This window comes from Ferruginibacter albus (assembly GCF_020042285.1).
Taxonomy (GTDB): Bacteria; Bacteroidota; Bacteroidia; order Chitinophagales; family Chitinophagaceae; genus Ferruginibacter; species Ferruginibacter albus.
This window is the reverse complement of record NZ_CP083388.1, coordinates 1,439,886-1,461,940: the sequence shown is the minus strand read 5'-3', so window position 1 is coordinate 1,461,940 and position 22,055 is coordinate 1,439,886. Positions and strand designations below refer to the sequence as shown.

Here is a 22,055-nt window from a genome sequence, read left to right as displayed (position 1 = left end):
TTGGATGCAAAAGTAAATTTTGACAAGACCTTACTGCAACGCTTACATGAAAGAGAAGCAGAAGGATTGTTACGAACTTTAGTTTGCCCGGATAATAAAATTGATTTCAGTTCTAATGATTATTTAGGACTCTCGCAATCGGCTGAATTAAAAAAAATTGTTTCTCCTGATCTGCCAACAGGCTCTACCGGTTCACGATTGGTTACCGGTAATTCTTTATTAGCCGAAGAAACAGAACAGCTAATTGCAAAATTTCACAAAGCAGAAGCTGCGCTGATATTCAATACCGGTTACATGGCAAACACCGGCTTGTTGAGCTGTATTGCGAACAAGGGCGATACATTCATTGCTGATGAATACGTGCATGCCAGCATCATTGACGGTATGCGTTTAAGTCATGCCAATCGGTATAAATTCAAACATAACGATCTAAGCGATCTTGAAAAGAAATTGCAGCAAGCATCCGGCAATAAATTCATTATTGTTGAATCCATCTATTCTATGGATGGCGATGAAGCTCCGTTGGTTGATATAGTAGCTTTGGCAGAAAAATACCGGGCACTGGTAATTGTAGATGAAGCGCATGCCAACGGCGTATTTGGCGATAATGGAGAAGGATTAGTGGTACAGTATAATTTGCAAAACAAAGTATACGCCTGCATTTATACATTTGGCAAAGCGCTTGGTTTACATGGTGCAGTTATTACCGGCACTAAAGCGTTAAGACAATATTTAATTAATTATTCCCGCTCATTTATTTATACAACAGCACTCCCACCACATATGTATCTGCAAATTCAGCAGGTATATCAATTATTGCCAGTTATCAACAGAAAAGTTTTGTATGAATTAATTACTTATTTTCGAGCCGCTGTCGAAAAAACAACCAATATTTCTTTTATCAAAAGCCATTCTCCTATCCAGGGAATTATTATTGGCGATAACCTTAAAGCAAAAGCTTTAGCTAAACACCTACTTGATAAAGGCTTTTTTATAAAAGCAATTTTATCACCTACTGTGCCCGCAGGTACAGAAAGACTACGAATTTGCTTACATACGTTCAACACCTTTACACAAATTGATGAGCTTTTAGCCGAAGTCAAAAGCCATCTGTTGCGGTAAAACTATTAGTTACTAATTATTACTTAAAGAATGAGTTTTCTTATTACAGGAATACATACAGGTATTGGCAAAACATTATGTTCAGCAATTATTTGCCAGGCAAAAGGATTCGACTACTGGAAACCTGTACAGGCAGGCAGTTTGGAAGATTCGGATACTAATTTTATTCAAAAATATGTAACCAATCCGGCGGTAAAAATTCACCCCGAAGCGTATCGTTTAAAGATGGCAACATCCCCGCATTTTGCTGCAGCCAACGAAAATATTGAAATAGAAAAAGACAATATTACGTTACCGGAAACAGACAATAACATCATTGTTGAAACCGCCGGCGGTTTAATGACGCCGTTTGCAAGGAATTTCTTCAACATTGACCTGGCAGCTCATTTGAACTTACCTGTAATATTGGTATCCAACAATTATCTTGGCAGCATCAATCATACTTTATTAAGTGCGGAGGCTTTGCAAAAAAGAAATATACCTGTCAAGGGAATTGTTTTCAGCGGCGAAAAAGTTGAAGCTACCCGTTCGTATATTCTCGAGCATACTCAATTACCACATTTGTTTACGATTCCTTTTTTACAGGAAATGACAAAAGAGAATATTGCAAAGGTTGCTGCTGTTATTAATACCAATTTTTAAAACTTTATTAAGTTTGCTGATTATTGCACCAACGATCATTCTTTATTTAACATCGTTGTGTCACTCACTTGTACAGTAAACATCATGGCATCAATAAACTCCGGCGATCATATATGGCATCCTTTCACACAAATGAAAACTGCCGCTGCTCCCATTCATATTACGAAAGCAAAGGGATGTATTTTATACGATGCTAATGGCAATGAATATATTGATGCTGTTTCATCCTGGTGGGTAAACATTCACGGGCATTCCAATGAAATCATTGCCAATGCAATTGCTGAACAGGCAAAGCTATTGGAACATGTGATCTTTGCAGGCTTTACACATTCTCCTGCCATCAAATTATCAGAGCAATTGATCGGCATCCTGCCCAACTATTTTTCCAAAATATTTTTTTCTGATGATGGCTCTACCTCAGTGGAAGTAGCCATTAAAATGGCTTTACAATATTGGCACAATCAAGGACATCAACATAAAACAAAGATCATCGCATTTGAAAATGCTTATCATGGCGATACTTTTGGCGCTATGAGCGCAGGTGATAAAAGCACGTTCAACGCGGCTTTTGAAAAATTATTATTTGAAGTAGCACACATTCCTACACCGAATGCAAACAACATTCATCTTTTAAAAAAGCAAATAGATGAATTGGCAAAAGAAGATACTGTTGCCGCTTTTATATTTGAACCTTTGGTGCAAGGTTCGGGTGGCATGCTAATGCATGAAGCAAAATACCTGGATGAACTAATTACTTATTGCCATCAAAAAAATATTATCTGTATTGCTGATGAAGTGATGACAGGCTTTGGCAGAACAGGAAAAAACTTTGCTATTGAATACCTAACCAATCAGCCTGACATCATTTGCTTATCAAAAGGAATTACCGGTGGTTTTTTGCCGTTAGGCGTTACTGTTGCATCACAAAAAATATTTGATGCATTTTATGCAGATGAAAAAGAAAAAACGTTTTATCACGGGCATTCCTATACTGCCAACCCTTTAGCATGTGCGGCCGCCAATGCAAGCCTTGAATTATTATTGAATAACAAATGTCAGCAACAAATAAAATTCATCGAAGAAAAACATAAAGCATTTGCTAACAGTATTAGAACAAACGAAGCTGTTAAAGATGTTCGCCAACAGGGCACTATCATCGCCATAGAATTTAAAACCAAAGAAGACACTTCTTATTTCAGTTCAGTACGAAATAAATTATATCAATTTTATTTAAGCAAAGGAGTCTTATTGCGACCACTAGGCAATATTGTTTACATCCTCCCCCCCTATTGCATTACAGAAGAAGAACTGAATAAAGTTTACGATGCGATCATACAATCGACAGAACTGGTAAAAAGCGAACTTTAATGCTTTCGTTCTTTTTAATTTTTCCTTTTTAATTTTGACCTATGAATTCAATTTTTGATAAAGTAGTACAAACGCCTCATATACATGCCCGCTGGCTAAATACATTATCCATGATGGAAAATGCCGGCGCTAAAAAAATAAAAAAATGTGAGCATCCCATTTTGGCAAATGAGATCATTTTAAAACATTCTGCTGAAGAAGCCCGCCATGCTTACTATTTAAAAAAACAAATAAAGAAGGTAGAGAAAGACAGTTGTCCTACTTATGAAAAGCAATATTTGCTGGCCCCGGATTTTACTTATTACTACTTACATTCTCTCGACATACAGGTTTGTCGTTACCTTAAAAAGAATTTTGGATATAAAGGTGATGATCTGAAATATGCAGCTTATTTATTAGTTACTTATGCTATTGAAGTGCGTGCAGATGAATTGTATCCTAAATACCAGCAAGTGTTAGACACTATCAAAAGTACTGTGAACGTAAAAAGCATAATAGCCGAAGAAATAAATCATCTGCAGGAAATGACACACCAGCTAAAAGAATTTTCTCCCCGCTATGAAGAGTTCTGCAAAACTGCAGTTGAAATGGAAACTGTTTTATTCAATAGCTGGATGGATGCAGTGCAGAAGGAAATAGCTTAATAGTTTTTCTTTACAATTAATTCTAACAATTAAAAAGCTGTCAGCTTGTGCTTGTCGAAAGCGGGCCTTTTATAATATAGCCGTCTTCGACAAGCTCAGACTGACAGCATAAATATCAGATCGATATTCAAATACTTTCAGAGACCTTCATTACAATTGCGCCAACAACGCTTTCGCCTTATCCATCTGTAATGACACTATGTAATAATAAACCTGTGTCAGTTGATTTAGTTTGCCGGCATCACTTGCATAGGTTTTACGAAGCTTATACAATTTAAGCACCGCTTCCAGGTCAGGTTGCGATAAAGAGGATACGCCTAAATAGTTTTGCAGGTTTATCAAATTAGCATAACCAAAACCCGGTATAGCTGTTTGCGGATGTGCCAAGCCCGATTGAGAATTCATGAAACCCGTGGTAGAATCCGTAGGTTCCATCATCGTTCCTTCTCCATAATCGTTCCAGGTAGTCAATTGTATATATTGGTTGTCTTGCTGCAAAGCAAGGCTAAGTACTGATTGGAACGTAGCAATTCCATTAGCGCTGATCGTCCATTGTGGACCACCATTGAATTGAGAATTTCCGTTTGAATAAAAACTGTTGAACCCGGGATATGCATCGCTCATTTTAAAAGCAGCCCCCGAACTGTAAAACTGGTTTAACCGAGTAGTACCACTTTGCTCCACCCAGGCAAACTGCCCGTTAGCAGCAGTACCTGCGCCGGTATTGAACATATAGCTAAGGAAGAAAGGCTGCGTGGTAAGCACAGAGAAAGCTGATGTCCAGTTGCTGCTTCCTGTAAGTGACTGAGGTCCGAACGTAAGCAACAAAGGAGCTCCGCTTATTTTCTCGTAATTTGATTTAGAAAAATAATTGGTTTGCGCATAGGTCATGTCAAGCTTCGCCTGCGCTACTTTATCGGTAAAATTTGAAAGTGTTGCGTCTTCATATACCAATGCAAAATTCAATCCTGCTCTTGCTGTTCTTGAAACAATAGCACTTGTATTTCTTTCAAGAGAAGGGTAATCATTCTTATTACTGGAACCATACCAGTCGATCAACACGCCGTCAATACCGCTTAATTTCATTAATAAAAGCTGGTAATCTATAATGGCTGTATCGCTGGAAGCATAAGGTCCTGTAAGCGGGTAATAGAAGCTGGCTATTTGTTGATACCCGTTAGTGGTGGTATTAGGATTTTGCGTCCCCATCGTCCAATGCGATCCCCAGGCACCGCTATTGGTAGCAGGTGTTTCAAACCAGGGCATCATATGTGCAAATACCTTCTTAGGAGAAGTTTTAGCAACAGCTACCGGGTTATACACCACAACACTTCCGGAATATAAAGGACTATTGATACTATTCTTTGCCGCAAACGAACATAAGTTCACCCAACCGGCTACGCCACGATACATTTCAACACAGGTTGAATCAGTATTGTACACCAACATGCCCGCAGCAGGATTAGCAATTTGATTGCGTTGCATGGTATTCATTCTTGGAGGAAGAAAGGCCTTATTGGTAGATTCCAATTGAAGAATGGCAGACTTATTCACACTATCTGTGCCAATACCAACCTGGCAGATAGCAGTTAAAGAAAGAAAAGAGGCAGCCGTAACAGCCAAAAATCGTTTTACGTTCAAAATACGCATTGGGGAAGGTATTTTTCTGTTAATAATAATGTTAGCAATAAAATGATGCTTCAAAGGGCGAATAAGTTTCCTTATCACGAATATTTTTCACCTATTCATAAAAGTCCGCAAAGATATTATTAAGAGTGATATACAGTAGTTAATTTTTTCCTTTTTATTACACGGATCAGCTTCCTTTTTACACATTTACTCGTTTTACTTTTTCGTAACTTGTAAGAAATTGTTTGTCATGAATATTCTTTCTCCATTACGTATCCAGGCAAAAAATAAAGGTGTTTCTACAGGTGTTAATTGGCTGGCTTCTAAAGGCAGTGTTATTGACTCCTACTCTCCTGTTGATGGAAAATTAATTGCTTCTGTTACTACAGCCGATAAAAAGACATATGATGCCGTTATCGAACAGGCAAAACAGGCTTTTATAGAATGGCGACTAACGCCTGCGCCTAAACGCGGTGAAATAGTACGACAAATTGGGGATGAATTAAGAAAGAACAAGCAAGCATTAGGACAATTGGTAAGCTACGAAATGGGTAAAAGCTTACAGGAAGGATTAGGCGAAGTGCAGGAGATGATCGATATCTGCGATTTTGCCGTTGGCTTATCCCGTCAATTACATGGATTGACCATGCATAGTGAACGACCCGGGCACCGCATGTATGAACAATATCATCCATTAGGAATAGTGGGCATTATCTCCGCCTTTAATTTTCCCGTGGCTGTGTGGAGCTGGAATAGTATGCTAGCCTGGGTTTGCGGCGATGTCTGTGTATGGAAGCCAAGCGAAAAAACACCTTTATGCGCCATTGCCTGCCAGAATATTGTTACCAAAGTATTCAAAAAGAATAGCGTGCCCGAAGGCGTTAGCAATCTTATTATTGGCGAAAGAGAAACAGGAGAATGGATGAGCAACGACAAACGTATTGCCCTGATCTCCGCTACCGGCAGCACCCGTATGGGAAAAGCTGTAGGTACTGCAGTAGCTGCACGCATGGGAAAAAGCCTATTGGAACTGGGCGGTAACAACGCCATCATCATTACAGAAAATGCCGATCTGAATATTGCATTGACGGCAGCTTTGTTTGGTGCTGCCGGAACAGCAGGACAGCGTTGCACTACAACCCGTCGATTGATCATTCATAAAAAAATATACCATCAGTTTAAAGACAAGTTGGTAAATGCTTATCATCAATTGAAGATTGGTAACCCCTTAGAAGCACAAAATCATGTGGGACCTTTAATTGATAAAGATGCCGTGAATAATTATTTGAATGCGATCGCAGCTGCAAAAAAAGAAGGCGCCAAATTTATTATTGAAGGCGACGTATTAAAAGGCAGAGGTTATGAAAGCGGCTGTTATGTACAACCTTGTATTGCCGAAGTCAAGAATAGCTTTGCTATTGTGCAACACGAAACCTTCGCTCCTATTTTATATTTAATTAAATACGCTACGCTTGATGAAGCCATCGCTTTGCAAAATGATGTACCACAAGGATTATCCTCTTCCATTATTACCAATAACCTGCGGGAAGCAGAACAGTTCTTATCTGCTGCAGGCAGCGATTGCGGTATTGCCAATGTAAACATCGGCACCAGCGGTGCTGAGATCGGTGGCGCTTTTGGTGGTGAAAAAGAAACCGGTGGCGGTCGTGAAAGTGGGAGCGATGCATGGAAAGCTTATATGCGCCGGCAGACCAATACTATTAATTATACCGACAAGCTTCCATTAGCGCAGGGCATTAAATTCACTGTCTGAATCACGGATTTTACTGATTATTTATACACCATTATTTAATCTGACACCTTAATACTATGGAAAAATTAAAATACGCTGATATTACAGAGAAAATTATTGGTGCTTCATTTGAAGTTCATAAATTTTTAGGTAATGGTTTTCAAGAAGTAATTTATCAACGAGCTTTAGCTTATGAATTGAACCAGAAGGGATTAAATTTTTGTCGGGAAATAGAGCAGGAAATTTTTTATAAACAACTTGCCGAACCTATAGGAAAAAGAAGAGCTGATTTTGTTGTAGAAGGAAAAGTATTAATAGAAACAAAAGCAGTTATACAATTAGAAGATGTTCATCTGAATCAAGTACTAAATTATCTAAAAGCTTATAAGCTCGAAGTAGGCTTATTAATAAATTTTGGAAGCAAAAGCCTAACCTTTAAAAGATTAGTTCTATAGCAATAAAAATATTAAAGTCAATATCCGTGCAATCCAATAATCAGTAAAATCTGTGTTCCTAATCTGCGTTCCCGAACCAGCGCTTCTCCCTGCTCGAACCAAACTCTTCTTTATCTGCCACCAGTTCAACGGAAGCTTCAGTATAAGTGCCGGCAGGCGCAGGTCCTGAAAAGAAATTGACATTTACTTTACCTACTTTCCCATCACCAAATTCAATATAACAGGTGCCATCGCCCTGGTATGGCGAAGGCGCTGCGGCATTTTCAAATTCAGCAATGATGGAAGCTGCAGCAACCTTTGCGGCTCCTTCTGCAAACACACCCGCTTTGGGCGTTCCTACACTATTAACATCCCCTATTGCATATACACCGGGATATTGTGTTTTAAGATTCGTTTTATCAACGGGTACCCATCCGTTTACTGCCAAACCGCTTTGTTCAATTACAACAGGCGCCTTATGCTTAGGTACTCCTAAAAAAAGATCGAACGGCATTTCCGTTTCATCATCCAGTACAGCTACGTTACGGGATGTATCCAAAGCATTCACTTTATGCTTTGCAATAAAGCTGATATTGCGTTTAGCAAATTCTTCCAACAATGCTTTAGAAGTATCAGGCGATGGCGGAATGGGAACGCTGAAAGGCATTACAATGCTTATCTCACATTTATCCCGAATGCCTCGCTTTATTAAATAGTCGTGCATTAACAATGCTGCCTCGCTTGGTGCCGGCGGGCATTTAAAGGGTGTTGAACAAACGCCTACTATCACTTTACCTCCTGAAAAATTGGGCAATACTTCCCGCAAACGCTCAGCTCCTTTTAAGGAATAAAATTCATTGCCGCCTTCTATCAGTCCCGGTGTAGCAGCCGGATCGTACTCTGCTCCCAATGCGATCACCAGCACATCTGCTTCGTGAGTTCCCTTATTGGTAACCACACGTTTTGCCTCCGGTTCAATTGTAAGAATATTTTCCTGTTTGAATTGCACACCCGGCTTTACTATACGATCGTAATGCAATTTTATAGCATCGGAGGTTTTATGTCCAAACATCACATCAAACTTTGAAAAACCAAAATAGAAGCTATCATTTTTGTCGATTAAAGTAAGGTCGAGCTTATCTCCCAATTTCTCAGAAAGAATAGAACTAAGCTCCAACCCGCCGAAGCCGGCGCCTAAAACCAATACGCGTAATTTCATGGCAATAATTTGAGAATACAATAATAGAGAATGTTGCAACAACAAGCAACGATTTCTTTCGCCTTAACTATAAAATAGTTTTTGTATTTCGGGCGGTGAGGGCATACGGCGGAAAAAACAAAAACCGGAAGTGAATTCACTCCCGGTTTTTAAAGAATTATAATACTGTTTTACTCTTCGGGCATTTAATACTAAAGCTAAAGCGCAGCTTTTTATTTTCTCCCGGCGCCAATTTTAGATTCCATGAAAGCAAGCCTGATTCTTCATTCACTATCGCGTTGCTATTATCCAACAATTGCACTTCAATATCCTTATCTGTTGATATAGGATATTGATCTTTTAAAGAAACGGATACCGAATCGTTCTTGTTATTCTTCACCGTAATTTCGTACGTAAATTTTTGTACCTTATTAGACCCTAAAAACTTCACGCTGCTAACATCACTGATATTATCTCTTTTAACTACCACCCGCTTATCTCTTCCTAAAGTAAGCTTTAAGGTATCCAGCACAGAATTAGGATCGATAAACGATTTGCCGATATACGTATTCTCTACAATAATGCTGGCTTCGCCCGGTAATAAGTTCAGTTTATTCCAGCCGGGTATCTGTGCCAGCAAATATGCATCCTTATCTAGCTTTGGCACCGCATAATCAGTATAAATAGCAGGTACATTTACTGTTTTTAATAATGCCGTTTGCACTTTACCGTTACTAGGTACATCATACGGAATGTCAATATCAAAATTCAGGTCAAGTGTGTTATCGCTTATGGAGATGTAATCATCCAACCCATCATTTAAAGTAATAAGAATAACACCTCCGGCAGCAGCAGCTCCATAGATAGCAGTTGCGTTTGCATCCTTTAATACTTCCATTTTCTTGATCGCCTTCGGATCAAGATTTATAGCATCTAAACTATTCATCTGAACACCATTTACAATATACAAAGGGTCAGGATTATTTAGCGAGCTTACACCACGTATGGCTATTTGAGAGGAGTTGCCCGTACTTTCATTAATAACATCTACACCGGCAACACGTCCCTGTAATAAAAGAGCAGGATCCGATGTAGAAAGATTGGCAATAGTTCCACTTCTTACCTGGCTTACAGCGCCGGAAGCATCTTTTATTTTTTGAGTTTGATATCCTACGTTTACCACAACCTGGTTCACTTGTTTATCCATTACAGATACAGGATTAACATATCGAATAAACCAGGGTTTTAATTCGGGCGCAACATTCCATTGCGAAGGCATAGAAGTAGATAAAGACAGCTTTACCTGCTTCCAGTCTATACCCGTTGTTTGCGAGATCTTTGCCTTGTACACTAACTTCATCGGGCTTTTTACATTTTCTATACGTACATCATAAAAAGGCGTCCACCAGGCATTTTGTGTGATGTATGAAATGGTAAAGCTATACTTTCCTGCCAAGGCTGCTGTCAGCTGTATGGAAAGCCTGCCTGCGGTAGATACATTTTTGCTTTGTTCTTCGTCAACCTGCTCTTGCAGTTTTTGTAAATTAAGCTGCAGTTTTTCTTTGCTCTTATTTAGCTTAGCAAGGGCAGTATTTATTTCAAGCGACTTTGCTTTATAATAATCCATCAGCTTTATCAGCTCTGCTACACTAAGTCCTGTTTGCTCTCCTTTTACCTCCTTGTTCGTATTCAGCACTTCCAGCAAGGCAGTATAGTTAGAAATCGCCATCTCGATCTCATCGATATCTTTTTGTACACTATTGATAGAATCCTGCAAGAACTGTACTCTTGGCGTAATACCCGGCGATATCAGGTAATTATTGGAAAACTCAATGCCCATAATAGTTACAGCATCATCTGATTTTATCTGCACACTATTAATATCGAGCTGATTACTGATGCCTTCAATTATCAATTCATTATTTCCCTGCTTTAAGGTAGCAGTGCTTATATGCGTCATCTCTGCACCTGCTTTATACACTACCACATTTTTTAATTGAGCCGAAACAATGATACTGTCGTCTGTTGCTTTAACATTACTGTAAACAAATAATAATAGTAGAAAATAATAACGTTTCATATAATTCATTTTAGTACCGGATGCAGGCACTGAAAGAATTACATAAATGATAGTGGAGTAATAATTGGATGTTGGTGGGCGAGCAACAATGGAGAAGGATACAAGTTTTACATCGAATATAAGGTCTTTAAGAAATCTCCATATCGTCCTATATCAATAAGTTCACTTGTACCGGATGGTATAGCCAATCCAAACATATTAACTTCTTCATCAAAATAAATTTTATAACCGCTCTTATCTTCGCTCTCTTCTAATACTGTCCATAACTCATAGGTCACCGTTGCATCATCAGCCTTTCTGTATTTCTGTTTTACAGGTTCCAGTAAACACTTGGTCATATCAAGACCAAAAACATTTGCAGGGTCGGGTTCTGTTTGTAATTCTTTATTAATGATCTCTTTTATTTCGGCTGCAGTCATTTTTGTAAAGTTTTATTAAGTTTTTGTAACCACATATTAATTAAGTGTATCGCTAATATTGCTTGAAAAAATTAATTTATCATTAGTAAGTCCTAATGTATCAGATGGAGAAATATTGTATTTTTTAATATCCGCTGAATTTTCAATTACATAAAAAATATTTGGTTTATCGTTCAAGATTACTATTAATAAGTTACTCTTCCCTCTATACATATATTGACGATAGCTTTCTTTATTAATATTTACGTCTTTTAAACTCACTGTTTTAAAAAATGCTGTACGATGATGGTCATAACGCACCCCTTTATAATAGTATGCAAAATCAATGGCTCCTCCATATTTTTCAGTATAATCTGCATCATCAATATGTATAGATAGTACAGTATGTGGTTCATGCATTATTCTGCCCTCGTAATGTGCATTAAGACATAATCCTATAACTATTAGTAATAGAAAAACAGAAACGAACCATGCTGCCAATTTTGTGCTTTTAGTAAATACCATTATTTCTAAAATTATAAAAAAGGCTGCATTTAGTGGCGTTCTTCTCGGTCGGTGAGTACACCGACCAAGGGAAAACCGCAAGATTGATTTAAAGTTGTGATAATTATCAATTTGTTTTTTCACTAACAACTTTTGATTTACATCATTCATTTTTATTTGCTCATTTTAAACCGGTGAATTACCGAAATAAATACTGCCGGTGTTATTGTTTAAGTGAAAACTTCGGTTTGCAGCCTTGACGAAGGCGTTGTTCATGTGAACGGCGGCAATGTCAATGCTGACGTCGATTCTGTTGATGCTGACGTAGACAATGTACATATTAACGGAGACGATACACACATTAGCGGGACTGGTGTGCACGCTAACAATGACAGTGTATATGTTAACAACGGCAATGTTGCACCTACGATCCACCCCGTATAAATGGATACAACCTTTTTCTTATCAAAACATTCATACTCTCAAATAATTTTTTCCATCCTAAAAAGAAAATGTATGAGTACAAGGACAAAAGGTCGCATCGTTTATCCGCGTAACGCAGCCGACATGTTAGCACTTGCTAAAAAAATGTATGAAAAACACCTTGCCGACGGCAACAGCTCTCCCTTAAGTGTATTACAAGATTATGATTGGTCTGTTACAGGACCAACTATTGCCGGCTGTATCAGCAATCATGAAGAAGCAGAACGGTTGGCAAAAAAAGCAGAAGAACTGTACAAAGCCCGTGATCTTGCATTTCCTGAGATATCAGGTATTGTAAAAAACAGCGGCAGTGTTTTAAAAGGCGTGTACGCAAAGAATCCTAAAAAGCTGGGGGATTATGGCTTGGTGGTAGACGATACACCGAAAATACCGAAAGCTAAAAAGCCTAAAGAGTAATGATTGTTGTTGAATGAAAACAGTCCGGTGAGAGCCGGACTGTTTCACTTTATAATAGTGCTTTGTATTATATTGTAACTATTGAAGATTAAATTTCTTTATTAATAGAAGATGTAAAAACTCTTGTTTATGTTGATATAAACACTTTTACAAAATCAAAACTTCAACCTATCTAAACGCCGCTGTTGTGCGTCTCGCCAACAGCCGAAGTGAACAAGTCGTCATTTGATCATGAAAGACAATTATCCGAAATATCATCCTCAATTTTTTACTGCCACTATATTAGAATGGAAGCCGCTGCTACAGCAAGATGCGTACAAAAAAATAATTATAGATAGTCTTCAATTTCTTTCAATTAATAAAAGAATGAGATTATTTGCATTTGTAATCATGTCAAATCACATTCATCTTATTTGGCAGTCTTTAAACAATTTCACTCCTACTGATATTCAGCATAGTCTTTTATCCTATACTGCACATCAAATACAATTAAAACTGCAGAAAGAAAGCCCCTCTTTTTTAAATTCATTTAAAGTAAAAACAAAAGACAGGGCATATCAATTTTGGGAAAGAGAAGCATTGGGAATTGATCTTTACACACATGATGTGTTTATTCAAAAGTTGAATTACTTACACTATAACCCTGTTAAAGCAGGCTTATGCATTCATCCTGAAGAATATTTATATTCTTCTTACCGATTTTATGAAACCGGAGTAGATGTATTTAATATACTTTCAAATTATGCAGGTTAAGCTTATTTATTACATAGAACAAAGCCAGCGATGACTTCGGTTGTTGGCGGGACGCTCAACAACGGCTCACAGTATAGGTTTGTTTATACATTTTGCAGTACGCTATTAAATATTATATACTTATTCTAGAAAATAGTTCTCCAAAAATTTGCGCAACCAAATAGTTGCACTTATATTTGCAACCAATTAGTTGCTAATTAAAATCGATCCAATATGAGAAGAGATGTATTCCAGGCTATTGCCGACCCAACGCGGCGGGCCATATTAAGCCTGATCGCTTTACAGGCAATGACACCGAATGCCATGGCAGAACATTTTCATTCAAGCCGGCAGGCGGTCTCAAAGCATATTAAGATACTGGTGGAATGCCAGCTGGTGAAGCAGGAGCAATCGGGCAGAGAAATTTATTACCACTTTAATCCTAAAAAAATGAAAGAGATAGCAGACTGGCTGGAACCTTTCCAACGCTTATGGGAAGAACGCTTTAACAAGTTAGACAACGTATTAAAACAGATAAAAACATCAAAAAATGGAAAATAAAACACAGTTCACAAAAGACCTGCCGAACAAACGCATTGTTGTTGAAAGAACATTTGATGCACCGCTTACGGATGTATGGCGTGCATGGACAGAAAACGAATTGCTGGATCAGTGGTGGGCACCCCGCCCCTGGCATACCGAAACAAAGAGCTTAACATTTAAAGAAGGTGGCTACTGGCTGTATGTAATGGCAGGACCAAACGGTGAGCGTCATTGGTGCAAGATTGATTTTATTACAATAGACAACCTGAAAAGCTTTGAAGTATATAATTATTTCTGCGATGAGAACGGTGAAAAGAATACCGCCTTTCCTACCATGACATGGAAGAATAGCTTTACCGAAACAGCAGCAGGAACAAAAGTATTGGTAGACATCCGCTTCAGCAATGAAAAAGACCTGGCAACGATTGTTGAGATGGGCTTCGAAGCAGGCTTTACTGCTGCATTGGGCAACCTGGATCAATTCATAGAAGCACAATTCAAATTAAGAAAAGATATGAAAACAAGCAGCAAAGCAAGAGTTACTACTTATTTAAATTTTCCCGGCAATACAGAAGAAGCATTGAACTTTTACAAGTCTGTTTTTAAAACAGAATTTATTGGCGGAGGTATTAAGCGCTTTGGCGAAATTCCTGAACAGGCAGGACATCCGCCTATTGCAGAGAGTGTAAAGAAGATGGTATTGCATGCGCAGTTGCCTACATTGGGTGGTCATGTTTTAATGGCTACTGATGCACCGAAGGAAATGGGCTTTACATTAACGAATGGTAACAACATGCATATTTGCCTGGAACCTGAAACAAGGGAAGAGACCAAACGCATCTTTGATGAATTATCGGCAGGTGGTACTGTTACTATGCCTTTGCAGGACATGTTCTTTGGTTCTTACTTTGGTGAATTTACAGATAAGTATGGCATTAACTGGATGGTGAATCATATTAACTCGTAGTAAAGGCCTAATACTATTGAAGAGTTGTTGATCGTATGATCAACAACTCTTTATTTATAGAGGGAATTAAAAGCTGTTAGCTTGAGCTTGGCGAAAGCAGCCTAATTAAGAGTGCATGGCTTGTTATTAATCAACCGGCCGTCTTCGACAAGCTCAGACTGACACTACATTATTGGCGACAAGAATTGAATACTGTGAGAAAGCTTATTGCAGTTGCTTGAATTTTTCCATTACTTCCAAACTTACCAATGCTTCCTGCAAGGTGCAGGGGTTTTCGTCCTTACCTAAAAAGTATTGTACTACCCTTTCGATCATGGGTTGCTGAATATGTGCAGGATGTTGAAATGAAATGTCCTGTTTTCCCTCTCCATTTATTAGCTGGATTGTATTGCCAAAGAATGGAAAGCTAATGCTTCCTTTTTCACCGATGATCACACATTCATCTTTGCGGGCGCTTTCTGCAACCGTAAAGCACCAGTTACCTGTAAAGGCAATATCATCTTCCAGTTGCATATAGCCGATCACGGTATCTTCTGCGGAATATAGTTTGGCGTTGTTTACTGCTATGCCGGTATAACTAACCGGGTCACCGAAAATAAATTTTATAATATCCAGCTGATGCGGTGCCAGATCGTAAAACAAACCTGCACCGGCAATAGCAGGATCTACCCGCCAAAAATCTTCTGTCCTGGCAATAATGTTGGATTGATGCGGCTGCAACATGCTCAACTGTATCAACTTTATTTTGCCAATTGTATTGTTATTAATTAATTCTTTGATCTTTAAAAACATGGGTAAGGCACGGCGATAATGAGCCACGGCTACTTTAGCGTTTGACACGGCTTCTGCGGTTATCATATTCAAACAAGCGGCAACAGAAGTAGCAACAGGTTTTTCTACATATACATGTTTGCCTGCCAGCAATGCTTTAATGGTATATTCTTCATGAAAAGCCGGAGGCGTTGCAATGTATATCGCATTTATCTCAGCATCATTGATCAATTCATCGGCGTTGCTATACCATTTGGGAACATTATGGCGTTTGGCATAATCTGCTGCTTTGGCAGCATCCCTGCGCATCACCGCTATTAACTTTGAATCGGGAACTTTATTAAAAGCCGGCCCGCTTTTTACTTCCGTAACATCACCACAACCAATGATTCCCCAGTTTATAGTAAGGTTATTCATCAACGTTAGTTATTATTTTAAAAGCTTGTATTAGGTTTATCTGTACGGGAATCGATAGTAGCAATACCGATCAATTGATCTGCCTGGTCAGAAAAAGAACGATAGTAGATCAATACGGTGTACACATTTTCCGTTTCCATATAATTACCATCGGGCATTGAAGTTTGTGAAGGGTCTTTTTTATTTACTAACAGGTATCCGTAACTGTAATATCCCTGTTTTAAGAATTCATTTATTTCATACTCTTTCGTAACCTCGTTGAATTTCATTTTAGTAGCATCATTCAATTTATAATCATTCAACTGCCCATATAAATACACATCCTTATCATCGTACGGCACATTTCCCGGAGGTACAAATCTAAAATGAACTGTTGCATAATCTGCCTGCCAGTAGGGATTAATAGACTCATATGTTTCGATACTATACAATCCGTTCAGGTCATAGTAATAATAATAACGCTGAGCAGAACGATCCAGGTCTGGCTTCAAATACGCATCGTAGGTTGTTTTGGTAATATGCAGGCTATCCATACGCTCACTTTGCAAACGTACACTTCGCAGATCCAACCAACGCCATTCTTTTCCTGCAGGAAAAACAAAATTATCTTCCGAATTATACTCCAACATACTACCACGTACAAATGTCGGCAACACATTTCCCTGCGCATTATCCCAACGATAATTCTGCAGCACTACTGCCTTTACCTGCTGCCCTGCACTAAAAGAATTTAACGCAGCCACATTTACATTAAATTTTATACGCTGATGCGTTTGATAATATTTTGGGCTGAATGGTATTACTACCTGTGCTGCTATGGATGCTTTAGGATCAACCACCAGCAGGCGTCTTGTAAAAACCAATTTAGACACATCGCCATCTAAAAAAACTTTTAAAATATAATTTCCTGAACGGCTGGGACCTGAATTTGCTTCGGGCAACACTGCCTGGTAATGTGTGTATTTGGTATAGGAAAGTGATGAATAACGATAAGTAGAAATGCGCATTTGTGTAAACCCTTTTATATAATCAAACGGGCTTATATCCACTTCATTCCAATCATAATCGCACAGCTGGTAGGTGTAATAATAACTTTTCACATCCGCATCCATATCATCAAAATGCAATTCCAATCGATCGCCGCTGTTCAAATTAAGAATGGGTATTGTTAATTGATTATTATAACTATGAAAACGTACTGAACGAATATTGTTTTGATAAATTGAATCGGGTTGATTTTGCGAAAAGCTATTGAATGCAATACATGCAAGTAATATAAAAGAATATCTTTTCACGGCAATTAATAATCGAAGCATCGAATTGTAATAAAAGATTTAGTTTTGAAATCAGGTACAAGATAACTTAATTTCTATTCTCAAAAGAGGCGCAATTGAACATATCGGCATTTATAGCAAAACGCATAGCATTCAACCGGCAACGAAGTTTTTCCCGTTTCATTATACGCTTAGCTACCGGCGCAACAGCTATCAGCGTAGCTATTATGATCATTACGTCCAGCTTTGCAAATGGCTTTCAAAAAATAATAAGCGATAAGGTTTTTAGCTTTTGGGGACATATACGTGTACAGCAAAACGTGGATCTTAATGGAAATTTAGCGCAGGAGTCTCCTATCAAAAAGAATGACAGTATTGAAGATTTTTTACGCAAGCTGCCGGATGTAAAAACAGTAGAACGATATGCCACCAAGTCTGCCATCATAAAATTTCAAACGGATATTGAAAGCATTTTAATTAAGGGGATCGACAAAAGTTTTGATTCGCTTCGCTTACAAGCCTTTTTACAGAAAGGCACTTGGCCGCAATTAAATGACAGTGGCTTTAGTCGCGACATTTGCTTATCAGAATACACCGCCAATCAATTAAAAGCTGCAGTGAACGACAGCGTATTTGTTTTCTTTTTAAGAGATAACGGCAGCAAGTCTGTTACTAAAGCAAAAGTATGCGGCATATATAAAACGGCTATTGATGAATATGATAAGCGTTTTGCCATTTGTGATATTGGTTTGATAAGAAGATTTAATGCCTGGCAACCGGATGAAATTGCAGGATATGAGATTTTTTTAAACGATTACCGTCAAACTGATTCTTTGAACCGGTTCATTTATGAACAGTTGCCTCAAAGCTGGTACAGCAGAACTATTAAAGACATCAATCCTACTATTTTTGACTGGCTTGGTTTACAAAATAAGACCAAGGTAATTCTCATCAGCATCATGGTAATTGTTGCAACGGTAAACCTGATCACCTGCTTATTAATTATTGTTTTAGAAAGAACAAGAATGACAGGCATTTTAAAAGCTGTTGGTGCAACAGACTGGACCATCCAGAAAATATTTTTATACAATACAACTGTAATCGCCATTACAGGAATTGTAATGGGAACATTATTAGGGATCGGTGTTTGTTGGTTGCAGGAGAAAACAGGTTTTATTAAACTGGATGAAGAAGCCTATTACATGGACAGAGCGCATGCGCAGGTAATTGCCTGGCAGGTAATATTGATCGATGCGGTCACGTTGCTTATTTGTTTTGCAACATTGATCATTCCTACATTATTGGTTAAGAAAATAAAACCGGTTAAGGCAATTCAATTCAGATAATATGTGACAAAATAATCCCCGTTGCTACAGCCGCATTGAGAGATTCTGCATTACCAATACGAGGGATCGTTATTTTTTCATCCACCAATTCCATTACTTCATTGCTGATGCCTTTCGATTCGTTGCCAATTATAATGATCGCTTCTTCAGTATCTTTTAAAGTTGAAACAGGCTTACCGTTTAACGCTGCCGCATACACTTTTACTTTTTTATTTTGCGGCAACCATGTTTGCAGATCATCATACATAATATTTATTCTTGCGATACTGCCCATGGTACTTTGTATTACTTTAGGGCTATATATATCAGCCGAATTTTTAGAACAAATAATGGATGTTATCCCAAACCAATCTGCTATACGGATTATGGTTCCCATGTTACCGGGATCCTGTATATCGTCTAATACAAGGGTGATCTTTCCTGTTAGTGTAACAGCCTCAACTACTTTTTTTTCAAATATCGCCAGCACCTGATTTGCGGTGCTTAGAGCAGATATTTTTTCCAGTTCAAAGTCTTTTACTTCATGCAGAACAGCCGTTACCGTGGATACTAATTTTTCATTTGCATTAAACCATTCGGGTAAAGCAACGATCTCTTTACAATGAAGGTTAGACGATAACAATTCTTTTACGATCTTCTCTCCTTCTGCAATAAAAACACCTTCTTCATCTCTGAATTTTTTATGGTGTAAACTTTGAATATATTTGATATGTGATTTACTAAACACTGGCGTTTTTTAATTTATATGACGAGTACTAACCCCGGAAAAGTGAGCTTTTTTAATTGTTTGAAATGCATTTTTTTCATTTCCATATTACTTTCTGCATGTTATATTCCACGAAAATACCAAAAAGATAAACCCTTTGTATTCAAGAACACTATAGAAATTAAGGGTGGTCAATTTGATAAAGATGAACGAAGCACGCTAAAGCAACGTTTATATGCCCAGTTAGACGACAGTTCAAAAATAACCGTTAAAGACGCATTCTTTGTTTTACATTATATAGATAATCCTCCGGCATACGACAGTAATTATTCTGCCATATCTGCAAAAAATATTAAAGTATCTATGATGCATGTGGGCTATTACAATGCAGTAGATTCTTTTAAAGCAGACACCGCTAAAGTAAAAGGTCAAAAACGGGTATCGGTAACATATACTGTTACAGCTAATAATCCTACCAAAATAGATACAATAAGCTATAACCTTACAGATAGCAACCTGGAAAAAATAGCACAACGATCAATGGATAAATCGCTTTTAGTAAAAGGTGATATCATTACCAAAGACAATGTATTAGGTGAAATAGCCCGCCTGGTAGACACTTTCCGAAACAATGGTTACTATAAATTTTCTACAGAGGATATTAAGGTAGTTGGCGATACCACTATCCCTGCGTTAACCAATGTATCGGATAACCCTTTTGAAAACCTTGCTGCTATTGAAGAAGCAAAAGAAAAGAGAGCACATCCTACTATTAAACTGGCGATTGTATTAAATCCTTTGGCAGATAGTAATCGTTTAAAAAAATATTACATCAATAATGTTTTCATCTATCCTGATTTTCATGCCAGTGATTCGCTGGGCAAAACCGTTTTTTTAGATACGTTGATCACCAGGGAAAAGCATATTATTCAATACCACGATCCAAAACAAGTGTACAGACGCAGTTGGCTATTTAGGGCTTTTTCTTCAAGACGTGATACTACTTCCAGAAGAAAATTCAGTCCGAGTTTTATTATACGCAACATGCATTTTAAAAAAGGCGACACCTATAACCAGGATAATTATGCTAAAACCTTAAATGATTTTTCCAGGACAGGAGTTTGGCAAAGTGTGATTGTACAGATAAAAGAAAATAAAAAGAATGATAGCCTTGATGTGATCTTTGAGTTATTTCCTACCAAGCAATATGGTTTTGAAACCAATATAGAGGGCAGTTATTCCTATAACAGTAATACCAATGCTGCCACCGCCATTAATAGCGGAAATCTTTTAGGATTATCGGTCAATGCTTCTTTGCAAAACAGGAATATCGGTCATAAAGCCGTTAAGATGACACAAAGTGTGCACGCCGGTTTGGAATTTAATGTGGGTTCATCTACCGTTTCAAAAGTTGTAAACTCAACAGAGCTGGGATATTCCAATACCATCACCAATCCAAGAGTAATTCCTTTACTTAAGACCAACATACTTCCTTTCTTAAAAAAGAAACCGATCTCAGTCGTTTCACCCACAAAAAAATTAGCAGCAGAAGAAACTTTCTACAATTTTAATGCATCATATATTGACCGGATCGACCTCTTCCGACTTCAAAACATTGGATTAGGATTTGGTAGCAGTTGGTCGTCCGAAGCACATCCTAACAGAACAAAAACCGTTAAAATATTTAATATCGAATTTTCTCACTTATATGATCAATCAACACAGTTTAAACAATTGCTTGATTCACCGGCTTTCAGCTACCTGCGTTATTCGTTCAATACCGCTTTAGTATTAAGTTCTGCTTATGGGTATGCTTCTTCAAAGATCATAAAGCACAATAAGAATGATTTTAGATTCAATTTGGAATCATCTTTTCCTTTAAGCTATATCCTTCCTGTATTTCCTCAATACCTGAGAAAATTTGTAAAAGCTGATATAGAATATACCAATACTAAAACAATTGCAAAGCATTCCAGGGTTTGGCATATTTATGCGGGTGTTGGTATTCCGCTCTCTTCCAATGATTCAACACTTCCTTTCTTTAAACAATATTATAGCGGGGGCGCCAACAGTATGCGAGGTTGGCCAATACGAGGATTGGGATTAGGTGCGCAACCGTTAACCGATTTTAATTCTTCCACTACTATTTTCAATGATAGGACGGGAGATATAAAATTTGAAGCAAACTGGGAATACCGTTTCAACATTTGGCAAATAATTCCGAATACACTTACATTAAAAGGTGCCACGTTTGTAGATGTTGGGAATATCTGGGATCTAAAAGATGTGCAGGTAACTACTAATAACATTACGCAAAGTGTTCAGTTTCCGCTTAACTTTCAAAAGATATGGCAACAGCTGGCAGGCGATGCCGGGCTTGGTTTTCGATTTGACTTCAATTATTTTTTAATTCGTTGTGATCTAGGTTTTAGATTTAAACGCCCCGATATACCTGAAAATGACGGATTACAATTTCCTAAGGTCACCTTTAATAATTTATTCAACGGCGCTGACGAATATAAAAAGTGGCGTTACGAAAATTTCAATTTTACTGTAGGTCTAAACTATCCATTCTGATTTTGTTCTTCATTAATAATTACCGGGAAAAATTCTGCTCGACAAAAATC

The 22,055-nt window shown here is 37.9% G+C and carries 20 protein-coding genes; 12 read left to right on the top strand and 8 right to left on the bottom strand.

Annotated features, from left to right (window positions below):
• From K9M53_RS06415 to K9M53_RS06400, 4 genes are all read left to right on the top strand, one after another.
• Positions 1–1,122, top strand: a complete 1,122-nt coding sequence (locus tag K9M53_RS06415) for an aminotransferase class I/II-fold pyridoxal phosphate-dependent enzyme (RefSeq protein ID WP_224018798.1) — start codon at positions 1–3, stop codon at positions 1,120–1,122.
• A 30-nt stretch (positions 1,123–1,152) separates the two neighbouring features.
• Positions 1,153–1,764 (top strand): dethiobiotin synthase, encoded by a 612-nt coding sequence (gene bioD / locus K9M53_RS06410; RefSeq protein ID WP_224018797.1) that lies wholly within the window; start codon positions 1,153–1,155, stop codon positions 1,762–1,764.
• Positions 1,765–1,848: 84 nt separating this feature from the next.
• Positions 1,849–3,132: an adenosylmethionine--8-amino-7-oxononanoate transaminase gene (gene bioA / locus K9M53_RS06405; protein ID WP_224018796.1), complete on the top strand. Its 1,284-nt coding sequence runs from the start codon at positions 1,849–1,851 to the stop codon at positions 3,130–3,132.
• A 41-nt stretch (positions 3,133–3,173) separates the two neighbouring features.
• A complete protein-coding gene (locus K9M53_RS06400) occupies positions 3,174–3,776 on the top strand; it encodes a hypothetical protein (protein WP_224018795.1) in 603 nt (200 codons plus the stop codon).
• 150 nt (positions 3,777–3,926) lie between these two features.
• On the opposite strand, the gene K9M53_RS06395 is transcribed toward K9M53_RS06400, so the two are convergent.
• Positions 3,927–5,426 (bottom strand): glycoside hydrolase family 71/99-like protein, encoded by a 1,500-nt coding sequence (locus K9M53_RS06395; RefSeq protein ID WP_224018794.1) that lies wholly within the window; start codon positions 5,424–5,426, stop codon positions 3,927–3,929.
• Between the two features lie 229 nt (positions 5,427–5,655).
• Between K9M53_RS06395 and amaB the strand changes: the two genes are divergently transcribed.
• The gene (gene amaB, locus K9M53_RS06390) at positions 5,656–7,179 is read left to right on the top strand and encodes an L-piperidine-6-carboxylate dehydrogenase (protein ID WP_224018793.1); all 1,524 of its coding nucleotides are present in this window, start codon (positions 5,656–5,658) and stop codon (positions 7,177–7,179) included.
• A 56-nt stretch (positions 7,180–7,235) separates the two neighbouring features.
• Complete coding sequence (locus K9M53_RS06385) at positions 7,236–7,613, top strand: GxxExxY protein (RefSeq protein ID WP_224018792.1); 378 nt, start codon at positions 7,236–7,238, stop codon at positions 7,611–7,613.
• Positions 7,614–7,671: 58 nt separating this feature from the next.
• On the opposite strand, the gene K9M53_RS06380 is transcribed toward K9M53_RS06385, so the two are convergent.
• From K9M53_RS06380 to K9M53_RS06365, 4 genes are all read right to left on the bottom strand, one after another.
• The gene (locus K9M53_RS06380) at positions 7,672–8,811 is read right to left on the bottom strand and encodes an NAD(P)/FAD-dependent oxidoreductase (protein WP_224018791.1); all 1,140 of its coding nucleotides are present in this window, start codon (positions 8,809–8,811) and stop codon (positions 7,672–7,674) included.
• A 157-nt stretch (positions 8,812–8,968) separates the two neighbouring features.
• Positions 8,969–10,870 (bottom strand): mucoidy inhibitor MuiA family protein, encoded by a 1,902-nt coding sequence (locus tag K9M53_RS06375; RefSeq protein WP_224018790.1) that lies wholly within the window; start codon positions 10,868–10,870, stop codon positions 8,969–8,971.
• Between the two features lie 107 nt (positions 10,871–10,977).
• Positions 10,978–11,289 (bottom strand): hypothetical protein, encoded by a 312-nt coding sequence (locus tag K9M53_RS06370; RefSeq protein WP_224018789.1) that lies wholly within the window; start codon positions 11,287–11,289, stop codon positions 10,978–10,980.
• Positions 11,290–11,325: 36 nt separating this feature from the next.
• Positions 11,326–11,769, bottom strand: a complete 444-nt coding sequence (locus tag K9M53_RS06365) for a hypothetical protein (protein WP_224018788.1) — start codon at positions 11,767–11,769, stop codon at positions 11,326–11,328.
• A 519-nt stretch (positions 11,770–12,288) separates the two neighbouring features.
• Between K9M53_RS06365 and K9M53_RS06360 the strand changes: the two genes are divergently transcribed.
• The 4 genes from K9M53_RS06360 (at position 12,289) to K9M53_RS06345 (ending at position 14,914) form a co-directional block, all read left to right on the top strand.
• A complete protein-coding gene (locus K9M53_RS06360; protein WP_224018787.1) occupies positions 12,289–12,672 on the top strand; it encodes a hypothetical protein in 384 nt (127 codons plus the stop codon).
• A gap of 390 nt (positions 12,673–13,062) precedes the next feature.
• A complete protein-coding gene (locus K9M53_RS06355) occupies positions 13,063–13,425 on the top strand; it encodes a hypothetical protein (RefSeq protein ID WP_315857676.1) in 363 nt (120 codons plus the stop codon).
• A 213-nt stretch (positions 13,426–13,638) separates the two neighbouring features.
• On the top strand, positions 13,639–13,965 hold the full coding sequence (locus tag K9M53_RS06350) for an ArsR/SmtB family transcription factor (RefSeq protein WP_224018785.1): 327 nt from the start codon (positions 13,639–13,641) through the stop codon (positions 13,963–13,965).
• Positions 13,955–14,914, top strand: a complete 960-nt coding sequence (locus K9M53_RS06345) for an SRPBCC domain-containing protein (RefSeq protein ID WP_224018784.1) — start codon at positions 13,955–13,957, stop codon at positions 14,912–14,914. The genes K9M53_RS06350 and K9M53_RS06345 overlap by 11 nt, the downstream gene beginning before the upstream one ends.
• Before the next feature lie 204 nt (positions 14,915–15,118).
• Here the strand turns inward: K9M53_RS06345 and K9M53_RS06340 are convergent, their stop codons facing one another.
• Together K9M53_RS06340 and K9M53_RS06335 are read right to left on the bottom strand one after the other, a co-directional pair.
• Positions 15,119–16,102: a Gfo/Idh/MocA family protein gene (locus tag K9M53_RS06340; RefSeq protein WP_224018783.1), complete on the bottom strand. Its 984-nt coding sequence runs from the start codon at positions 16,100–16,102 to the stop codon at positions 15,119–15,121.
• 17 nt (positions 16,103–16,119) lie between these two features.
• Positions 16,120–17,418: a type IX secretion system plug protein gene (locus tag K9M53_RS06335; RefSeq protein ID WP_224018782.1), complete on the bottom strand. Its 1,299-nt coding sequence runs from the start codon at positions 17,416–17,418 to the stop codon at positions 16,120–16,122.
• Between the two features lie 74 nt (positions 17,419–17,492).
• Between K9M53_RS06335 and K9M53_RS06330 the strand changes: the two genes are divergently transcribed.
• Positions 17,493–18,722: an ABC transporter permease gene (locus K9M53_RS06330; protein ID WP_224018781.1), complete on the top strand. Its 1,230-nt coding sequence runs from the start codon at positions 17,493–17,495 to the stop codon at positions 18,720–18,722.
• On the opposite strand, the gene K9M53_RS06325 is transcribed toward K9M53_RS06330, so the two are convergent.
• Positions 18,715–19,449: a TrmH family RNA methyltransferase gene (locus K9M53_RS06325; protein WP_224018780.1), complete on the bottom strand. Its 735-nt coding sequence runs from the start codon at positions 19,447–19,449 to the stop codon at positions 18,715–18,717. The genes K9M53_RS06330 and K9M53_RS06325 overlap by 8 nt on opposite strands.
• Before the next feature lie 18 nt (positions 19,450–19,467).
• Here K9M53_RS06325 and K9M53_RS06320 point away from each other — a divergent pair, with 18 nt between their 5' ends.
• Entirely contained in the window at positions 19,468–22,005 is a 2,538-nt protein-coding gene (locus K9M53_RS06320; RefSeq protein WP_224018779.1) for a BamA/TamA family outer membrane protein, read from the top strand.
• The last annotated feature ends 50 nt before the right edge of the window (positions 22,006–22,055 follow it).